General features: G+C 31.1%; 17 protein-coding genes and 1 pseudogene. 15 read left to right on the forward strand and 3 right to left on the reverse strand.

The features are described 5' to 3' along the window. The first annotated feature begins 5 nt into the window (after window positions 1-5). The 11 genes from glpK (at window position 6) to CJ192_RS09125 (ending at window position 10596) form a co-directional block, all read left to right on the forward strand. A complete protein-coding gene (gene glpK, locus CJ192_RS09075; protein ID WP_004816959.1) occupies window positions 6-1511 on the forward strand; it encodes a glycerol kinase GlpK in 1506 nt (501 codons plus the stop codon). 129 nt (window positions 1512-1640) lie between these two features. Beyond that, on the forward strand, window positions 1641-3062 hold the full coding sequence (locus tag CJ192_RS09080; protein ID WP_102198526.1) for an NAD(P)/FAD-dependent oxidoreductase: 1422 nt from the start codon (window positions 1641-1643) through the stop codon (window positions 3060-3062). Between the two features lie 12 nt (window positions 3063-3074). Beyond that, window positions 3075-4334 (forward strand): NAD(P)/FAD-dependent oxidoreductase, encoded by a 1260-nt coding sequence (locus CJ192_RS09085; RefSeq protein ID WP_102198527.1) that lies wholly within the window; start codon window positions 3075-3077, stop codon window positions 4332-4334. Then, a complete protein-coding gene (locus tag CJ192_RS09090; RefSeq protein ID WP_004816908.1) occupies window positions 4331-4690 on the forward strand; it encodes a DUF1667 domain-containing protein in 360 nt (119 codons plus the stop codon). Before CJ192_RS09085 ends, CJ192_RS09090 begins: the two co-directional genes overlap by 4 nt. Window positions 4691-4819: 129 nt before the next feature. Further along, window positions 4820-6685, forward strand: a complete 1866-nt coding sequence (locus CJ192_RS09095; protein ID WP_102198528.1) for a BglG family transcription antiterminator — start codon at window positions 4820-4822, stop codon at window positions 6683-6685. Window positions 6686-6696: 11 nt separating this feature from the next. Continuing rightward, complete coding sequence (locus CJ192_RS09100) at window positions 6697-7137, forward strand: transcriptional regulator GutM (RefSeq protein ID WP_102198529.1); 441 nt, start codon at window positions 6697-6699, stop codon at window positions 7135-7137. 23 nt (window positions 7138-7160) lie between these two features. Then, on the forward strand, window positions 7161-7721 hold the full coding sequence (gene srlA, locus CJ192_RS09105) for a PTS glucitol/sorbitol transporter subunit IIC (RefSeq protein WP_102198530.1): 561 nt from the start codon (window positions 7161-7163) through the stop codon (window positions 7719-7721). Beyond that, window positions 7714-8712, forward strand: coding sequence for a PTS glucitol/sorbitol transporter subunit IIB (gene srlE, locus CJ192_RS09110; RefSeq protein WP_102198531.1), 999 nt, complete (start codon window positions 7714-7716; stop codon window positions 8710-8712). Before srlA ends, srlE begins: the two co-directional genes overlap by 8 nt. Before the next feature lie 8 nt (window positions 8713-8720). Continuing rightward, on the forward strand, window positions 8721-9083 hold the full coding sequence (locus CJ192_RS09115; protein WP_102198532.1) for a PTS glucitol/sorbitol transporter subunit IIA: 363 nt from the start codon (window positions 8721-8723) through the stop codon (window positions 9081-9083). Between the two features lies 1 nt (window position 9084). Continuing rightward, window positions 9085-9897: an SDR family oxidoreductase gene (locus tag CJ192_RS09120; RefSeq protein WP_102198533.1), complete on the forward strand. Its 813-nt coding sequence runs from the start codon at window positions 9085-9087 to the stop codon at window positions 9895-9897. 18 nt (window positions 9898-9915) lie between these two features. Beyond that, on the forward strand, window positions 9916-10596 hold the full coding sequence (locus CJ192_RS09125; RefSeq protein ID WP_102198534.1) for a transaldolase family protein: 681 nt from the start codon (window positions 9916-9918) through the stop codon (window positions 10594-10596). 259 nt (window positions 10597-10855) lie between these two features. Here the strand turns inward: CJ192_RS09125 and CJ192_RS09130 are convergent, their stop codons facing one another. Next, window positions 10856-11281: a DUF3021 family protein gene (locus tag CJ192_RS09130; protein ID WP_102198535.1), complete on the reverse strand. Its 426-nt coding sequence runs from the start codon at window positions 11279-11281 to the stop codon at window positions 10856-10858. A 9-nt stretch (window positions 11282-11290) separates the two neighbouring features. Continuing rightward, window positions 11291-11731 (reverse strand): LytTR family DNA-binding domain-containing protein, encoded by a 441-nt coding sequence (locus tag CJ192_RS09135; RefSeq protein ID WP_102198536.1) that lies wholly within the window; start codon window positions 11729-11731, stop codon window positions 11291-11293. A 336-nt stretch (window positions 11732-12067) separates the two neighbouring features. Between CJ192_RS09135 and CJ192_RS09140 the strand changes: the two genes are divergently transcribed. From CJ192_RS09140 to CJ192_RS09155, 4 genes are read left to right on the forward strand one after another with little or no spacing between them, the layout of a single operon-like run. Further along, the gene (locus CJ192_RS09140) at window positions 12068-12997 is read left to right on the forward strand and encodes an ABC transporter permease (RefSeq protein WP_102198537.1); all 930 of its coding nucleotides are present in this window, start codon (window positions 12068-12070) and stop codon (window positions 12995-12997) included. Between the two features lie 2 nt (window positions 12998-12999). Then, a complete protein-coding gene (locus tag CJ192_RS09145; RefSeq protein WP_102198538.1) occupies window positions 13000-14040 on the forward strand; it encodes an ABC transporter permease in 1041 nt (346 codons plus the stop codon). A gap of 7 nt (window positions 14041-14047) precedes the next feature. After that, window positions 14048-15055 (forward strand): ABC transporter ATP-binding protein, encoded by a 1008-nt coding sequence (locus tag CJ192_RS09150; protein WP_102198539.1) that lies wholly within the window; start codon window positions 14048-14050, stop codon window positions 15053-15055. After that, window positions 15045-16046, forward strand: coding sequence for an ABC transporter ATP-binding protein (locus tag CJ192_RS09155; RefSeq protein ID WP_102198540.1), 1002 nt, complete (start codon window positions 15045-15047; stop codon window positions 16044-16046). The genes CJ192_RS09150 and CJ192_RS09155 overlap by 11 nt, the downstream gene beginning before the upstream one ends. Before the next feature lie 72 nt (window positions 16047-16118). Here the strand turns inward: CJ192_RS09155 and CJ192_RS09160 are convergent. Further along, a pseudogene (locus tag CJ192_RS09160) lies at window positions 16119-16991 on the reverse strand (IS110 family RNA-guided transposase); the annotation flags it as partial.

Here is a 16991-nt window from a genome sequence, read left to right on the forward strand (position 1 = left end):
TTTGTATGACAAAGTATATAATGGCGCTAGATGCTGGAACTACAAGTAACAGAGCAATTTTATTTAACAAAAAAGGTGAAATAATGTCTGTTGCTCAAAAAGAATTTACTCAATTTTTCCCACACCCAGGATGGGTAGAACATGATGCTACAGAAATTTGGTCAACTCAACTTGGAGTTTGTACAGAAGCAATTGCAAAGTTAGGTATAGAAGCTAAGGATATTGAAGCTATAGGAATTACAAATCAAAGAGAGACAACTATAGTTTGGGAAAAAGCTACAGGCAAGCCTGTCTACAATGCAATCGTTTGGCAATGTAGAAGAACTGCTGACATGGCAGATAAATTAGTAGAAGATGGTTATAGAGAAACTATCCAAAATAAAACAGGTCTTGTAGTTGACCCATATTTTTCAGCAACAAAAATAAGATGGATACTTGACCATATTGAAAATGGACAAGAAAGAGCAGAAAATGGAGAATTATTATTTGGTACTGTTGATACTTGGTTAATTTATAACCTAACTCGTGGAAAAGTTCACGTAACAGACTACACAAATGCTTCAAGAACTATGATTTTTAATATCCACACTCTTGAATGGGATGATGAACTTCTTGAAATTTTAAATATTCCAAAATGTATGCTTCCAGAAGTTAAACCATCAAGCTGTGTTTATGGAAATACTTTTGCTGGATATTTTGATGGCGAAATTCCAATAGCAGGTATTGCAGGTGACCAACAAGCTGCACTTTTCGGACAAACATGTTTTAACAAAGGTGATGCAAAAAATACCTATGGAACAGGTGCCTTCTTACTTATGAATACAGGTGAAGAAGCAGTTAAATCTGATAATGGTCTTGTTACAACAATAGCTTGGGGACTTGAAGAAGGAAAAGTAAATTATGCTCTTGAAGGTTCAATCTTTGTTGCAGGTTCTGCTATCCAATGGTTAAGAGATCAATTAAGAATTGTAGATGCTGCTGATGATACAGAATATATGGCTACAAAAGTTGACGATACAAATGGATGTTATGTAGTTCCAGCTTTCACAGGCCTTGGTGCTCCATATTGGGATGCCTATGCAAGAGGAGCAATCGTAGGAATTACAAGAGGAACAAGCAAATACCATATAGTAAGAGCAACTCTTGAATCACTTGCATACTTAACAAATGACGTTTTAGATGCAATGGCAAAAGATTCTGGTGCACCACTTAAAGAATTAAAAGTAGATGGTGGAGCAAGTGCAAACAACTTCTTAATGCAATTCCAAGCTGACATGATTCAAACAAAGGTAGAAAGACCACAAACTTTAGAAACAACAGCACTAGGTGCATGTTATTTGGCAGGTCTTGCAGTAGGTTTCTATAAAGATCTTGAAGAAATTAAAGAAAATAGACTTGTTGATAAAGAATTTAATCCAGAAATTTCTGTTGAAGAAAGAGATAAAAAAGATAGAAACTGGCAAAGAGCTATGCAAAGAGCATTTGGATGGGCAAACCATTTTGAAGAATAATTTTACAAATTATAAAATTTGTACTATAATATAATTAACAAGTAAATAAAGCGATGAGAAAGCGAGTTGAAGTAAGCCCTACTTTAGCTTGCTTTTTTTTCATTTAAAATTAGAGTGAAAGGAAAAAATATGTTTGATGCAATAATTATAGGAGCAGGAGTAACAGGTACATCTGTAGCCTACCAACTATCAAAGAGAAAAGGAAATTTCTTAGTTTTAGAAAAAAATGAAGATGTATGTACAGAAACATCAAAGGCAAATTCTGCAATCTGCCACGGTGGTTATGATGCAAAACCAGGCACAATGAAGGCAAAAATGAATGTAAAGGGAAACCACATGATGGAAGAGGAAGCAAAAAAATTATCTTTCCCTTACAAGAAAATTGGAACCTTTGTTCTTTGCCACAGCGAAGAAGATATTCCAAAACTTCAAGCCCTTTATGACCAAGGAATTGAAAATGGCGTTTCTGGAATGGAAATTTTAAAAAGAGATAAAATCTTAGAAATGGAACCAAATATAACAGATGACGTAGTTGCAGCACTTTATTCAAAAGAGGCAGGAATTGTAGATCCATTTTTAATGAACATAGCCTTTGCAGAAGTTTCTAACATAAACGGGGTTGATTATAAATTTAATGAAAAAGTAGTAAAAACAGAAAAAAAAGATGGCTATTGGGAAGTTAATACTGAAAATAATACATATAAAACAAAGGCCATAGTAAATGCTGCAGGAATTTATGCAGATGAAATTCACAACCAAGTTTCAGATGAAAAATTTGAAATCAAGGCAAGACGTGGAGAATATTTACTATTAGATAAGGATACAAAGGGTTTTGTAAACCATGTAATGTTTAACCTTCCAACAGAAAAAGGTAAGGGAATTCTTGTAACACCAACAATAGATGAAAATACTCTAGTAGGACCTACATCTGACTTTATAGATGATAAACATGACAGACGTTCAACAAGAGAACACTTAGAAGAAGTTGTTGAAAAATCTAATCATACAGTTAAAAATGTTCCTGTAAGAATGGTAATAACATCATTTTCAGGAAACAGAGCCCACGAAGTTGGCGGAGATTTTATCTTAAAAGAAAGCCTTGATGGATTTTTTGACTGTGTAGGAATTGAGTCTCCTGGTCTAACATCAGCACCAGCTATTGGTGAATACATGGCAAATCTTGTAAATGAAAAATTAAACTTAGAAGAAAATAAAGATTTTACCTATGATAGGAAACCAACACCAAAGACAAGTGAATTAAGTTTAGAAGAACATGACGAATTAATCAAAAAAGATAAGAGATATGGAAAAATTATTTGTAGGTGTGAATCTATAACAGAAGGTGAAATTGTTGATGCAATAAATCGTCCACTTGGAGCAAGAACTGTTGATGGAGTAAAAAGAAGAGTAAGAGCCACAGCAGGAAGATGCCAAGGAGGTTTCTGCCTACCAAGAGTTATGGAAATTATTGCAAGAGAAACTGGTGTAAATTATGACGATGTAGTAAAAAATGGAAAAGATTCTTACTACATAAAAGGACATGTAAAGTAAGGAGCATTTGAGATGAAAAATTATGATTTAGTAGTAATAGGTGGAGGTCCTGCAGGACTTGGAGCTGCTGCTCGTGCCTATGATGAAGGAATTAAAAATATATTAGTAGTTGAAAGAGACGAAATGCTTGGTGGAATTTTAAACCAATGTATCCACAACGGATTTGGTCTTCATAGATTCAAAGAAGAACTTACAGGTCCTGAATATGCTCAAAGATTTATAGATGAAGTTGAAAAAAGAGATATAGACGTATTATTAAATACAATAGTAGTAGATTTTGCAAATGACAAAACAATTACTTTGATGAACGAAGAAAACGGAATGTTTACAATAAAACCAAAGGCAGTAATTCTTGCTATGGGTTGTAGGGAAAGGCCAAGAGGAGCCTTAAATATTCCAGGAAGTAGACCTGCAGGAGTATATTCAGCAGGAACAGCTCAAAGAATGATAAATCTTGAAGGCTATATGCCAGGTAAAAAAGTAGTAATCTTAGGATCTGGTGATATAGGATTGATTATGGCAAGAAGAATGACCCTAGAAGGTGCTGACGTTCAATGTGTTGCTGAAATTATGCCATTTTCCGGAGGACTAAAAAGAAATATAGTTCAATGTTTGGACGATTTTGATATTCCACTTTATTTTAATACAACAATCTCATCAATAGAAGGATATGAAAGAGTAACAGGATGTACCCTTTCAAAAGTTGATGAAAACATGAAAGTAATACCAGGAACAGAAAAACACTTTGACTGTGATACAATCTTACTTTCAGTAGGACTTTTACCAGAAAACGAACTAACCAAACAAGCTCACATAGAAATGGATCCAAAAACAAAAGGAGCTATCGTTTCTGATAGGCTAATGACAAATGTAGATGGAGTATTTGCAGCAGGAAATGTATTACACGTACACGATTTAGTAGATTATGTAACAGAAGAAAGTGAACTTGCAGCAAAAAATGCAGCAGATTATATAAAAGATAAATTCCAAAAATCTCAAACAGATCCAATATACTTAAAAGCTGGAGATGGAATATCTTATACCCTTCCACAATATATAAATCCAGATACTATGCAAGATGAAGCAATAATAAGATTTAGGGTAAACAATGTCTACCAAAACAGAGTTTTAAAAATGTATGTAGATGGAAAAGAAGTTACAAAGAAAAGAAAATTAGTATACGCTCCAGGTGAAATGGAAAATTTAATACTAAAGAAAAAAGATATAGATGAAAATGCAAAAGAAATAGAAATAAAATTGGAGGAAATATGAAAAAAGAATTAACCTGCATAAATTGTCCTCTAGGTTGCCTTGTAACAGTAACAATGGATGAAGATGGAAATGTAGAAAATGTAACAGGTAATACTTGTAAAAGAGGAGAAGTTTACGCAAGAAACGAAGTGAAAAATCCAGTAAGAGTTGTAACTTCTACAGTAAAAGTTGATGGTGGAAAAGAATACTCAGTTTCAGTAAAAACTGCCGATGCAATTCCAAAAAATAAAATGAACGAAGCCATGAATGAAATAAATAAGGCAAAAATAAAAGCTCCAGTTCATGTTGGAGATGTAGTTATAGAAAATATAGCAGAAACAGGAATTTCTCTAATAGCTACAGCAAATAGAAAATAAATAAAAAAGATTGAAATCTCAAGCTTAGGCTTGAGATTTTTTTAGTTAACAAATCATTTTTCTTCAAACTAGAAAAAGTGTATATTAATTTTTTTAGTAAAAATATTACTATATAGAAAGAGGGAGGATATGATTTGGAAAAAAATAGAAAATAGAAGTCTTCAGTTACTTGAAATTCTTGAAAGAAGCTCTATAAGTGAAGAATTATTATTGGAGAAATTAGAAGTTAGCAAGAAAACCTTGTCTAATGATGTAAAACAACTAAATAAAAAAATGCAAAACTGTGCTTTCGTTAACCTTAAAGATAAAAAGCTTTCACTTTTTGTTTATGATTATAACCTATACAAAAGATGTGTAAACATAATAAAAAAAGAAGGAGAAAGTTTTAATAATGAAAAGTATAGACTCATTTATATAATTGGATATCTATTTTTAAATGATACAGCCAATATGGGTGATTTATCTTTTGAAATGATGATTTCAAAGACAACCTTAAATAAGGATATAGAAAAACTAAACAATTTGATAAAAGATTATAGGTTAAAGATATCAGGTAAACCCAATGTAGGTATTTGTTTGCAAGGTGAAGAAATAGATATAAGAAATTTTGTTATCGAAAATTGTTACTATGAAATTATTAAAGAAAATAAAAATACAAAAATAGTTTCAAAGATAATTAAGGATATTTTATCACCTTACCTAATAGATGAGGATACAATAGAAAAAATGAAAATGTTTTTAAATGTATCTATTTCTAGAATTAATAAGGGACATAATATTGAAAATCTTTCAGATAATTATTCTTATGATTCAAATAAATTTTCCTTTGATATTGCAAATATCTTAAGAGATAAGGTAAGTCATATGTTTGAGATTGTCCTAAGCCATGAAGAATTGAAATTTATAACTGTACCTATTAGGGGAATGAGAACCCCTCTTATAACAAATAAAATTTCAGATATAAAAATAGGGGATGAAATATATGATTTGATAGAAGAAATTTTTATGGCTATCAAAAAGCAAATGGACCTTGAAGTTGACTTAGGAAAGGTCAAAAAAGAATTTACCTACCATATATATTTTCTTTTAAATAGGATAAAACTTGATTATAAGATACAAAATAGCCTAAATGATGAGATTAAAAAGGAATATAGGGTTGCTTATAAGATGGCAGAAATAGCTTCTAAGGTTATAGAAGATAAGCTTGATAAAAATATAAATGAATCAGAGAAATCTTATTTGGCCTCATATTTTCAAATATATATAGTTGAAAAACTAGATTTGATAAATAAAAATAGCTTTAAAATTGCTATTTATACATCTGATGAGATCAATGGCCAATCTTTAAAAAGGAAGCTAAAGTCAATGAGTCCTGGAAATGATTTATCTGTAAGTATATTAGACAGTATTGATGGAAACTTAAATTCTTTTGACCTTATTATAACAAATAAGGACATTGATACAGACATAAATCAGATAAGTGGAAAAGAAGCCTACAATTTTGCAATAATTAAGGAAAGAATTGAAAATCTTAAAGAAAAGAAGAATTTAGTTTTAAATAAAAGATTCTTGAAATCTGTATTTTTAAATGAGCTAAATGATCAAAAATTATTCTTATTAGATGGAGTAGATTTTAATGAAAATCTTATCTATATGCTAGATTCATTAGAAAATGAAGGATTAATTTCAAAAGATTTCAAGCAAAAAGTTATTGATAGAGAAAAGAAATCTTCAACAATTTTCTCTCAAAGTATAGCTTTTCCTCATGCAAAGGCAAATAAACTTACTGTAGCTTTTGGTATAAATGAGAAATCTTATCCAAAATTAATATTTTTAGTTGGTTTACCAGAAAATTTAGATGAAGTCTTGGTAAAGCTATATGACGAAATTGTTACTATAGCAAATGATGAGAACTTAGTTGAAAAAATATCTAAGATAAAATCTTACCCTAAACTAATGGAATTTTTTATCAAGGATACAAATTTATTTAGATAAGGAGAAATACTATGAACAATTTGATAATTTTAGGTATTTTTATACTTTTTATGTACCTACTGCAATATTTATTTACTTTTTTACAGATGAATTCTTTTAAAAAATATTTTAATGAATTTATCAAAGATGGAAAAGTTGCTATAGGTATAAAAAAAGGAGCTATTAGGGCAGGTTCTATAGTTTTATTTTCTGTAGATGATATAGGAAATATTAAAAATTACGCTTATATTAAAGGTGTTTCAGTATTTGCTAGATTTAAAAAAGAAGATACTTTTAATAATGCCAATATAAAAGATTTAGATCAAGAGCTTGTAAAAGGATTAAAGTTAGACAAAAACCTATCTTTAGCTATTTTAAATGCAAGGGAAAATTTTATTAAAGCATTAAATGGAGAAAAGATAGAAATGGAAAAATCGCCTCTACAAAAAGCTTTTGGCTTTTTTAAAAAATAAAATAAAAAATAAGGAGAAAATTTATGGATTTTTTAGTAAATCTCGCTCAATCCTTTATAGGATTATTTGAGCTTGGAGCAGAGACTCTAGTAAGTTGGATGACAGGTATTGTACCTAAGGTACTTTTACTTTTAGTATTTATGAACGCATTAATAGCAATTATAGGAGCTGAAAGAGTTAATAAATTTGGAAAATTATGTTCGAAAAATAAATTATTAGCTTATGGAGTCCTTCCATTTGTTTCAGCATTTATGCTAGGTAATCCTATGGCATTATCAATGGGAAAATTCTTACCTGAAGCACAAAAACCTTCCTACTATGCATCAGCAGCTTATCACTGCCATACAAACAATGGTATTTTCCCACACATAAATCCTGGAGAATTATTTGTTTGGTTAGGAATAGCTCAAGGGGTTGAAAAACTTGGTCTATCAACAGTACCTTTAGCTATAAGATATATGCTTGTAGGTTTGGTAATGAACTTTTTAGCAGGATGGATAACAGATTTTACAACAAAATATGTTGAAAAACAACAAAATATAAAATTAAAAAGAAGCATAGATGTGGAGGCTCACAATGACTAAAATTAGAATAGAAAAAGGTCATGCAGGATTTGGCGGACCATTGGAAATAGGCCCTGAGGGAGAAAAAGATACACTTTTATATATAACAGGTGGTGGAGCAAAACCAGATATAGTTGATAAAATTGTTGAACTTACAGGTTGCCAAGCAGTTAATGGATTTAAAACTTCTGTAGCAGAAGAAAAAATTTTCGCAGTAATTATAGATTGTGGTGGAACTTTAAGGTGTGGAATTTATCCTAAAAAAGGAATACCTACTATAAATATTATGGCAACTGGAAAATCAGGTCCACTAGCAAATTATATAACAGAAGATATTTATGTTTCTGATGTAGGCTTAAATCAAATTAAGGCTTTGTCAAAAGATGAGATCACAGAAAATGTTTCTGAAAACAATAAGAAAGAAGATAAGAAAGTTTCTTACTCAAGTGATAAAAAAGTTTCTGAAACCTTAGCAGAACAATCTGGAAATTCATTTATCCAAAAAGTTGGTATGGGAACAGGTAGGGTTATAGATATTTTCTTCCAAGCAGGAAGAGATTCTGTACAAACTGTTTTAAATACAATCCTTCCATTTATGGCATTTGTATCTATGCTTATAGGTATAATTCAAGGATCAGGATTTGGTAATTGGTTTGCAAAATTATTAATACCTCTTGCAAATAATATTGTTGGCCTTGTAATTTTAGGTTTAGTTTGTTCACTTCCTGTTTTATCAGCCTTATTGGGACCAGGAGCTGTTATAAGTCAAGTTATAGGAACATTGATTGGTAGTGAAATAGCAAGGGGAAATATTGCACCAAATCTTGCACTACCAGCACTATTTGCTATAAATACACAAAACGCTTGTGATTTTATACCAGTTGGATTGGGACTTGCTGAAGCAGAAAAAGAAACAGTAGAAGTTGGAGTAGTATCTGTTATGTATTCAAGATTTCTTATAGGAGTACCAAGAGTAATAGTAGGATATCTTGCATCATTTGGATTATATTAGGAGTAATAATGAAAGCTATTTACGAAAATAAAGTTAAAGCTCAAGGAGAATTAGTAGAAGAGTTCGGAAGTGAAATGATTATATTTTTTGGTGATAATGCACCTGATACTTTAAAAGATTATTGCCATTTAATAGATATCAAAAAAGTCAATGGACAAATTAAAGCAGGCGATTATTTTGAAGTTGATGGATCAAAAGTAAAAATATTGGCCGTTGGAGAAGAAGCTCAAACAAATTTAGAAAATTTAGGTCATTTAACTGTTAATTTATCAGAAAATTTAGATGATTTATTACCTGGGGCAATAATTTGTGAAAATGGAAATTTAAATAAGTTAGAAATAGGATCAACTATAAAAATATTGGAGGCATAAAATGGATTGGTTAGGATTAGAAAATAAAGCTGTACTTGTAACTGGAGCAGCATCTGGAATTGGAAAAGCAGTAACTGAAGGATTGTTAGAATCTGGGGCTAATGTTATTGCTTGTGATATTAATAAAGAAAAACCAGAATTTAATTTTGAAAATGAAAAAAATCTTCTTTACAAAGTTTGTGATGTAACTAGCAGAAAAGATGTAAAAGAAGCAATAGCTGATGGTGTAAAAAAATATGGAAGCCTAGATGCAATTGTAAACAATGCTGGAATAAATATACCTAGACTTTTAGTAGATCCAAAAAAAGAAGAAAGCGAATTTGAGCTTGATGATAAAGTTTTTGATAAGGTAGTTGATATAAACCTTAAAGGATTATTTTATTGTTCCCAAGAGGCAGCAAAAATATTTGTAAAACAAAAATCTGGGGTAATAATTAATATGAGTTCTGAATCAGGTCTTGAAGGTAGTGAAGGTCAATCTATTTATGCAGCTACAAAAAATGCTGTAAACTCCTTTACTAGGTCTTGGTCAAAAGAACTTGGAAAATATGGAGTCCGTGTTGTAGGTGTTGCTCCTGGAATTTTGGAAGCTACAGGGCTTAGAACTTTATCATATGAAACTGCTCTTGCTTATACAAGGTCTATATCTGTAGATGATTTAAGAAAGGGATATTCATCAACAAAAACAACTCCATTAGGAAGAAGCGGAAAGCTTTCTGAAGTTGCAAATTTAGTTTGCTTTTTAGCAAGCGACAGGTCATCCTACATCCACGGAGTAACCATAAATGTTGCAGGTGGAAAAACTAGGGGATAAAAATAAAAGGAGTTATATATGAAGCTATTAATAGATGATGCAAATATTGAAAAGATAAAAGAGATATATCAATATTATCTTGTAGATGGAGTTACAACAAATCCATCAATTCTTTCAAAGCAAGATCAATCACCAAAGGATGTATTAAGTGAGATAAGAAAAATAATAGGTCAAGACGAGCTTCATGTGCAAGTTTTATCAAAAAATTCTAAGGATATAATAAAAGAAGCGAAATTAATAGTAAAAGAGTTTGGAGAAAATACTTTTGTAAAAATTCCTTCTAATAAAGAAGGTTTTAAGGCTATGAAAGAGCTTAAAAAAGAAAATATTAAAGTTACAGCAACAGCTATATATTCTCCAATGCAAGCCTTTCTTGCTATGAAAGCAGGGGCTAGATATGTGGCTCCTTATGTAAATAGGATTGATAATTTAGGATATGATGGACTTTATGTTGTAAAAAAAATCCAAAATATTATAGATTCAAACCAATTTGAAACAGAAATTTTGGCAGCAAGTTTTAAAAATTCAAACCAAGCTCTTGATTTAATAGAATACGGAGTGGGAGCTCTCACTTGTGGGGTAGATGTAATTAATAAATTTGTTGATGATAGGAATGTTGATAGGGCAGTAGAAGATTTTTCAAAAGATTTTGAAAAAATTGATCCTAATAAGAAAACTATGATTGATTATTTAAATTAAAAAAAGACTGTTAAGAATAAAATATTAACAGTTCAGAGTGTAGACAAACCCTCAAGCACAAATATCTAACTCCAAAAATTGTTGATTTCTAAATTTAAAATTCTAAAATCGCAAACTCGCTGATGCTCGAACATTGCGATTTTTTACGAATTTTCAAATTTGAAATCAAATCAATTTTTTTCGTATGATATTCTTAGCGTGAGGATTTGTATACTTTGTCAACAGTCTAGACTGTTAAGAGTAAAATCTTAACAGTTTTTTATTTCAATTTTTCATTTAATTTTTCTATTTCAGATTTGGTTGAAAAATATATTACTGACCAAATTATCAAATATATTAGAATAAAAAATATTAAAGATATGAGGGCAGTAATAATATCAGGTAGCCATTTTAAGTAAAATCCTACTAATATAAAGTATATGGTTAAGATTAGAAAATGTAATATACTTGCCCTTAACAAATTATCACCTTTTATTATTTTATTACCAATAAAAGAGATGATTCCAAATCCCCCATACAAGAATAACTCTATTATTCTTGCCTTTAAGATAGAGTCTTGTCCTTTTAAAAATTCTGGAACTCCCAAAATAAGCTCTCCTGCCATAAGGGATAGAATTATTTCTATAATACTTCCAATTCCTATTCCTATTAAAAATGACCTTAATAATTTTGTTAAATCCTTCATAATTTCCTCCTAAAAGCCTAGGGCTTTTTTAAATTCTTTTAAATATCTTCTAGAAACATAGGAAATGCTTCCGTTTTTAAATTCTACTGCTATGGTTCCTTTAAAAGAAAGATCTAATTTTTTTACATAATCAAGATTTATAATTTCATACCTTGATATTTTTATAAATTTATTCTTATTTAACCTTTCATAAAGTTCGTATAATCTCATTCTTGCCTTATATTCCCCATCTTTACTTTGAATAAATACATTTTTATCCTTAGTAATACACCTGATTATTTCTTCATATTCCAATAGATATATTTCATCTTCTTTAAAGGCTACGACCATGTCAACAGAAGTGGCTTCCAGACTTCTTTTTATATTTTCAATATCTTCGTTATATGAAGGAGCATATATTTTTACCAAGCTTTCATCTAGATTTTCATCAATTATTATCTCAACTTTCATAGGCCCTCCTTATATCTATATGATACAGATAAATTATTTTTAAAACCACAAAATTTTGACAAGTGGTATTTAATTTTAACCGAGTGGTTAATTTTTGAAATTTGTAGAAATTGTATTGAAAACAAATAATTATTAAAAAAATTTTTGATAGCTCTTATTTATAGGAAGATTTTTTAAATAAATTAATTTTTTTGGAAAAATATTTTTATTAATATTTTTAGAAGTTTGGACTTTTTGCTTGATATATAAACATTTAAAACGTTATCAATATATAACTTTATCGTGCTTGCAATTTAATTCGATAAAGTATATAATTGATAACAACAAGGAGGAGATATGATTAAGTACATAATAAAGAGAATTTTACAAGCCATAGCAGTTTTGCTTTTGGTTACTTGTATTACTTTTTTTCTAATGAAGCTCGTACCTGGTTCACCTTTTGCTAGTGAAAAATCCCAATCACCTGAGGTGCTCGAGGCTTTAAATAAAAAATATGGTTTGGACCAACCTTATTCAGTCCAATTAAAAAGATTTATAGTAAATGCTCTTCACGGAGAATTTGGTGTATCTTTGAAAATGCAAAAAAACAGACCAGTTATTGAGATTATAAAAGAAATGCTTCCAACAAGTGTAAAACTTGGACTTATTGCTCTTTTGTGGGCGACTTTAGTTGGGGTTCCTTTAGGTTCCCTTGCAGCCTATAACAGGGGCAAAAAGTTGGATTCATTTTTGAGGATTTTGACAACTATAGGGATTTCAGCTCCTGGCTTTGTAGTGGCAACTCTCTTACTTTTATTTTTTGGTGTGAAATTAAAAATTTTCCCAACTATGGGACTTAATACTATAGGTTCATATTTTATGCCATGTTTTTCTTTAGGATTTTATCCTATGTGCTACATTGCCAGGTTGTCAAGATCATCAATGCTTGATGCTATTAGTCAAGATTATATTAGAACTGCAAGGGCAAAGGGAGTACCTGAAAGTAAAATTTTATTTAAGCACGCCCTAAAAAATGCCTTTATTCCAGTTCTAACTTATCTTGGACCTTTGACTGCAGGAATTATTACAGGATCTATGGTTGTTGAATCAGTTTTTTCTGTTCAAGGACTTGGTAGATACTTTATAAATTCTGTCTTAAATAGAGATTATCCTATAATTATGGCTACAACCTTATTTTTTGCCTTTATGGTTATTGTTATGAATATGGTTGTTGATATCTTGTATAGGTTTATAGATCCAAGAATTGACTTAACTAAAGGAGATTAGTGATGGAAGATTTATTTAGTTTAAATTCAAAATTAAAATTAGAGGAATTTGAATTTTCTGAAAGTGATTTTTCAGATGATGATTTTGATTTGGCATCTGAAAATGATAAAGAAAATTTCATGACCAAAACTCCTCCAACTTCTTATTTTCAAGATGCTTTAAGGAGGCTAAAAGAAAATAAGGTTGCTATGGTTTCTCTTGGATTTTTGATTATAGTTTGTATATTTGCCTTTATTGGACCTTTCTTTGTAAAGGGCGATTATACTACCCAATATAGGGGAGATGAAAATTTGTTTCCTTGTCTTAGATATCCTTTTGGAACTGACAAATTGGGCCGTGACCTTATGGTTCGTACTATGTATGGAACAAGAGTTTCACTAATTGTAGGAATTTTTGCATCCTTAATAGTTTTAGTAATAGGTACAGCCTATGGTGCAATTTCAGGATATTTTGGTGGGAAAGTTGATGCTTTTATGATGAGATTTTTAGATCTTATTTATTCAATACCAGATGTACTTGTTGTAATTTTATTATCAATTGGTATATCTCAACCAATGAAATCTTTTGTAAACTCATCGACATCAGAAATAGCAAAAAAAATCGGTGTTTTAGGACCTGCCCTTATTTCTATCTTTATTGCCTTTGGCCTACTTTATTGGGTAGGAATGGCAAGAATTATTAGAGGACAAGTCTTGATGTTAAAAAAACAAGAATTTGTTACAGCAGTTGAGGCCTTGGGTGGTTCTAAAAAAAGAATTATTAGAAGGCACTTGTTTCCAAATTGTATTGGTCAAGTAATAGTTATGACTGCTATGCAAATACCATCAGCAATATTTCTAGAATCATTCTTATCATTTTTGGGAATAGGAGTTTCAGCTCCTATGACATCCCTTGGTGCCTTGGCAGCAGATGCCCTTGGAGGAATTTATTCTTACGCTTATAGACTAATAATTCCTTCCTTATTATTAAGTTTGATGATCTTATCCTTAAATTTATTTGCAGATGGACTAAGAGATGCTCTAGATCCAAGGTTAAAGAAATAGGTGTATTATGGAAAATTTAAAAGAAAATAAAAAAGAAGTATTAAAAATTGAAGATTTATCTATTTCCTTTGACACACCTGTTGGAGAAGTAAAGGCAGTTGACTCTATAAGCTACACCCTTTATGAAAATGAAATTATGTGTATTGTTGGAGAATCAGGCTCTGGAAAATCTGTAGAAAGTTATGGAATAATGGGACTTTTGCAAGATCCAGGAAGGGTAAAGTCAGGAAAAATTCTCTATAAAGGAGAAAATGTTCTTGATTATGATAAACAAAAAATGAGTGAATTTAGGGGAGATAAGTGTTCGATGATTTTTCAAAATCCTATGACTTGCCTAAATCCAGTTTATACAATAGGAAACCAATTGATGGAGGCCCTTTTGGTCCATAAAAAATGCTCCAAGGACGAGGCCTATAAAAAAGCAGTTGAAATGTTAGAAAATGTAGGAATTTCAAATCCTAAAAGACGTATGAAACAATACCCTCACGAATTATCGGGAGGAATGAGACAAAGGGTTATGATTGGAATGGGACTTATTTGCGAACCAGATATTTTGATAGCAGATGAGCCAACAACAGCTCTTGATGTTACAATTCAAGCTCAAATTCTAGAATTGATAAAAGAATTTCAAGAAAGAACCAAAATGAGTGTAATTTTTATCACCCATAACCTGGCAGTAGTTGCACAAATTTGCGATAAGGTTTCTGTAATGTATGCAGGAAGAATAGTTGAGCAAGCAAGCGTTGAAGAAATATTTTACAACCCCCAACATCCATACACAAAAGGACTTTTAAAGTCAATGCCAAGGATTGATTCTAAAGAACAAACAAGGCTTGAAAGTATAAAGGGAAGCCCAGTTGACATGCTAAATCCACCAAAAGGTTGTGGTTTTTCAGCAAGGTGTGATTATTGTATGAACATTTGCCTAAGACAAGAGCCACCAATGATTGAGATGGAAAATGGACATAAATCAAAATGTTTCCTACACGTAAAGGAGTTAGTAGATGGAAGATAATAAATTATTAATTTGCGAAAATATAGTAAAACATTTTAAAGTTCAATCTTCCTTAAATAAATCAAATGAAGTTCACGCAGTAGATGATGTATCCTTTTATATAAAAAAAGGAGAAACTCTAGGGGTTGTAGGAGAATCTGGTTGTGGAAAGACAACTCTTGGCAGAACAATTTTAAGATTACATGAACCAACGAGTGGAAAAATAATTTATGATGGAGAAACAATTTTTGATAGCGAAAAAAATATTCGCCCAGAAATGTATAAGTTAAGAAGAAAAATGCAAATTATTTTCCAAGACCCATCAGCATCCCTTGATCCAAGAATGACAGTTCAAGAAATTGTCGGAGAAGCACTCGATATTCACGGCCTTTATAAAAAAAATAGGCAAGAAAGAATAAATGAACTTTTAAGAACAGTTGGCCTAAATGAAGAACATTCAAATAGGTATCCTCATGAATTTTCCGGAGGTCAGCAACAAAGGATAGGAATTGCAAGAGCCCTTGCAGTTGAGCCAGAATTTATAGTTTGTGATGAGCCGATTTCGGCCTTGGATGTTTCAATTCAAGCTCAAATTGTAAATATGCTTGAAGATATGCAAAAAGAATTGGGTCTTACATATTTATTTATAGCCCATGACTTATCAGTAGTTAAACATATATCAGATAGGATTGGAGTAATGTATTTGGGTAAGATGGTTGAACTTGTTGACGCCGAAAGGCTTTATGAAAATCCCCTTCACCCTTACACCAAATCATTGCTCACAGCCATACCAGTTCCAGATCCCAAACTTACTAGATCTTTAAAAAGAATAAAGTTAGAAGGAGAAGTTCCATCGGCGATTAATCCGCCAAAAGGTTGTAGGTTTCATGAAAGATGTCCTTTTGCTACAGAAATTTGTAAAAAAGAAGAGCCAGAATTTAGGGAAGTAGAAGAAGGGCATTATGTAAGTTGTCACAATTTAGACCAGCTATCAAATGTCAAGAGAAAATAGAAAATAATTAATCTTGTAATTTATGGCACGTCAAACAAGCCTAAAAATTAGGCTTAGAAAACTAAATAACAATTAAATATTAGGTATGTAAGCTTTGTTATCCCTCAAAACAGCAAAAATAATGTTAGTAAGTTTTCTAGCAACTGCACCAATAGCTGTACCATGAGCTTTACCCCTTTGTCTAAGTTTTTGATAATACACAGACAGAGCAGGATCTTTAAAGGCAGCAACACTAGCAGCAAGCCAAATAGCACGTCTAAGATAAGGAGAACCACGTTTAGAAATCTTAGTATCGGTAGCATTAAAATTTCCAGATTGCTTAACAGCAACATCTAAACCAGCATAAGCAACTAACTGATTAGCTCTCTCAAATCGTGAAACATCACCGATTTCTGAGAAAATAGCAGCGCTAAGACATCACCAATACCAGTGATAGAAGTAATAACAGGGCATAAAGAATTAATCATAGAAGAAATTTCATCTTCGATATCAGCTATTTGATCTTCAAGAAAAGAAATTTGAGCAATAATCTGTTTAATTTGAAAAGAAAAAGACTTCAAAGCAAACTTAACACCAAAAGAATTAGAAGCCTTCTCTTGGATTTCTTTAGCCTTATCAATACCAAAGTGCCCCTTACTACACTTAGACAAAAGCATAGCAAGCTCATCAGCAGGAATAGAAATCATATCTTCAGGTAAAGAATACTTACTTAAAAGCTCTTTAGAAGCGACGCCATAGATATTAGAAAAAAGCGAAGAATACTCAGGAAAAACCTGATCTAAAATAGCAACAAGCTTTCTCTTCCAATCAGAAGCTTCATCAACAAGAGCAAACCTAAACCTAGAAAGATTTCTAAGAGCAAAAGTATCCTCATCAGAAAAATGAGAAACAGAAAACTCACCGAACCTAAGAATTTGAGCAATAACAAAAGAATCAACAGAATCA

It is taken from the genome of Anaerococcus hydrogenalis, assembly GCF_002871895.1.
Taxonomy (GTDB): domain Bacteria; phylum Bacillota; class Clostridia; order Tissierellales; family Peptoniphilaceae; genus Anaerococcus; species Anaerococcus hydrogenalis.

Bases quoted from the DNA above. Each gene is read 5' to 3' on its own strand.
- CJ192_RS09130 (WP_102198535.1), bottom strand. From the start codon at position 11,281: ATGAAGGATTTAACAAAATTATTAAGGTCATTTTTAATAGGAATAGGA.
- glpK (WP_004816959.1), top strand. From the start codon at position 6: ATGACAAAGTATATAATGGCGCTAGATGCTGGAACTACAAGTAACAGA.
- CJ192_RS09080 (WP_102198526.1), top strand. From the start codon at position 1,641: ATGTTTGATGCAATAATTATAGGAGCAGGAGTAACAGGTACATCTGTA.
- CJ192_RS09150 (WP_102198539.1), top strand. From the start codon at position 14,048: ATGGAAAATTTAAAAGAAAATAAAAAAGAAGTATTAAAAATTGAAGAT.
- CJ192_RS09140 (WP_102198537.1), top strand. From the start codon at position 12,068: ATGATTAAGTACATAATAAAGAGAATTTTACAAGCCATAGCAGTTTTG.
- CJ192_RS09085 (WP_102198527.1), top strand. From the start codon at position 3,075: ATGAAAAATTATGATTTAGTAGTAATAGGTGGAGGTCCTGCAGGACTT.
- CJ192_RS09135 (WP_102198536.1), bottom strand. From the start codon at position 11,731: ATGAAAGTTGAGATAATAATTGATGAAAATCTAGATGAAAGCTTGGTA.
- CJ192_RS09125 (WP_102198534.1), top strand. From the start codon at position 9,916: ATGAAGCTATTAATAGATGATGCAAATATTGAAAAGATAAAAGAGATA.
- CJ192_RS09090 (WP_004816908.1), top strand. From the start codon at position 4,331: ATGAAAAAAGAATTAACCTGCATAAATTGTCCTCTAGGTTGCCTTGTA.
- CJ192_RS09145 (WP_102198538.1), top strand. From the start codon at position 13,000: ATGGAAGATTTATTTAGTTTAAATTCAAAATTAAAATTAGAGGAATTT.
- CJ192_RS09100 (WP_102198529.1), top strand. From the start codon at position 6,697: ATGAACAATTTGATAATTTTAGGTATTTTTATACTTTTTATGTACCTA.
- srlA (WP_102198530.1), top strand. From the start codon at position 7,161: ATGGATTTTTTAGTAAATCTCGCTCAATCCTTTATAGGATTATTTGAG.
- CJ192_RS09120 (WP_102198533.1), top strand. From the start codon at position 9,085: ATGGATTGGTTAGGATTAGAAAATAAAGCTGTACTTGTAACTGGAGCA.
- CJ192_RS09115 (WP_102198532.1), top strand. From the start codon at position 8,721: ATGAAAGCTATTTACGAAAATAAAGTTAAAGCTCAAGGAGAATTAGTA.
- srlE (WP_102198531.1), top strand. From the start codon at position 7,714: ATGACTAAAATTAGAATAGAAAAAGGTCATGCAGGATTTGGCGGACCA.
- CJ192_RS09095 (WP_102198528.1), top strand. From the start codon at position 4,820: ATGATTTGGAAAAAAATAGAAAATAGAAGTCTTCAGTTACTTGAAATT.
- CJ192_RS09155 (WP_102198540.1), top strand. From the start codon at position 15,045: ATGGAAGATAATAAATTATTAATTTGCGAAAATATAGTAAAACATTTT.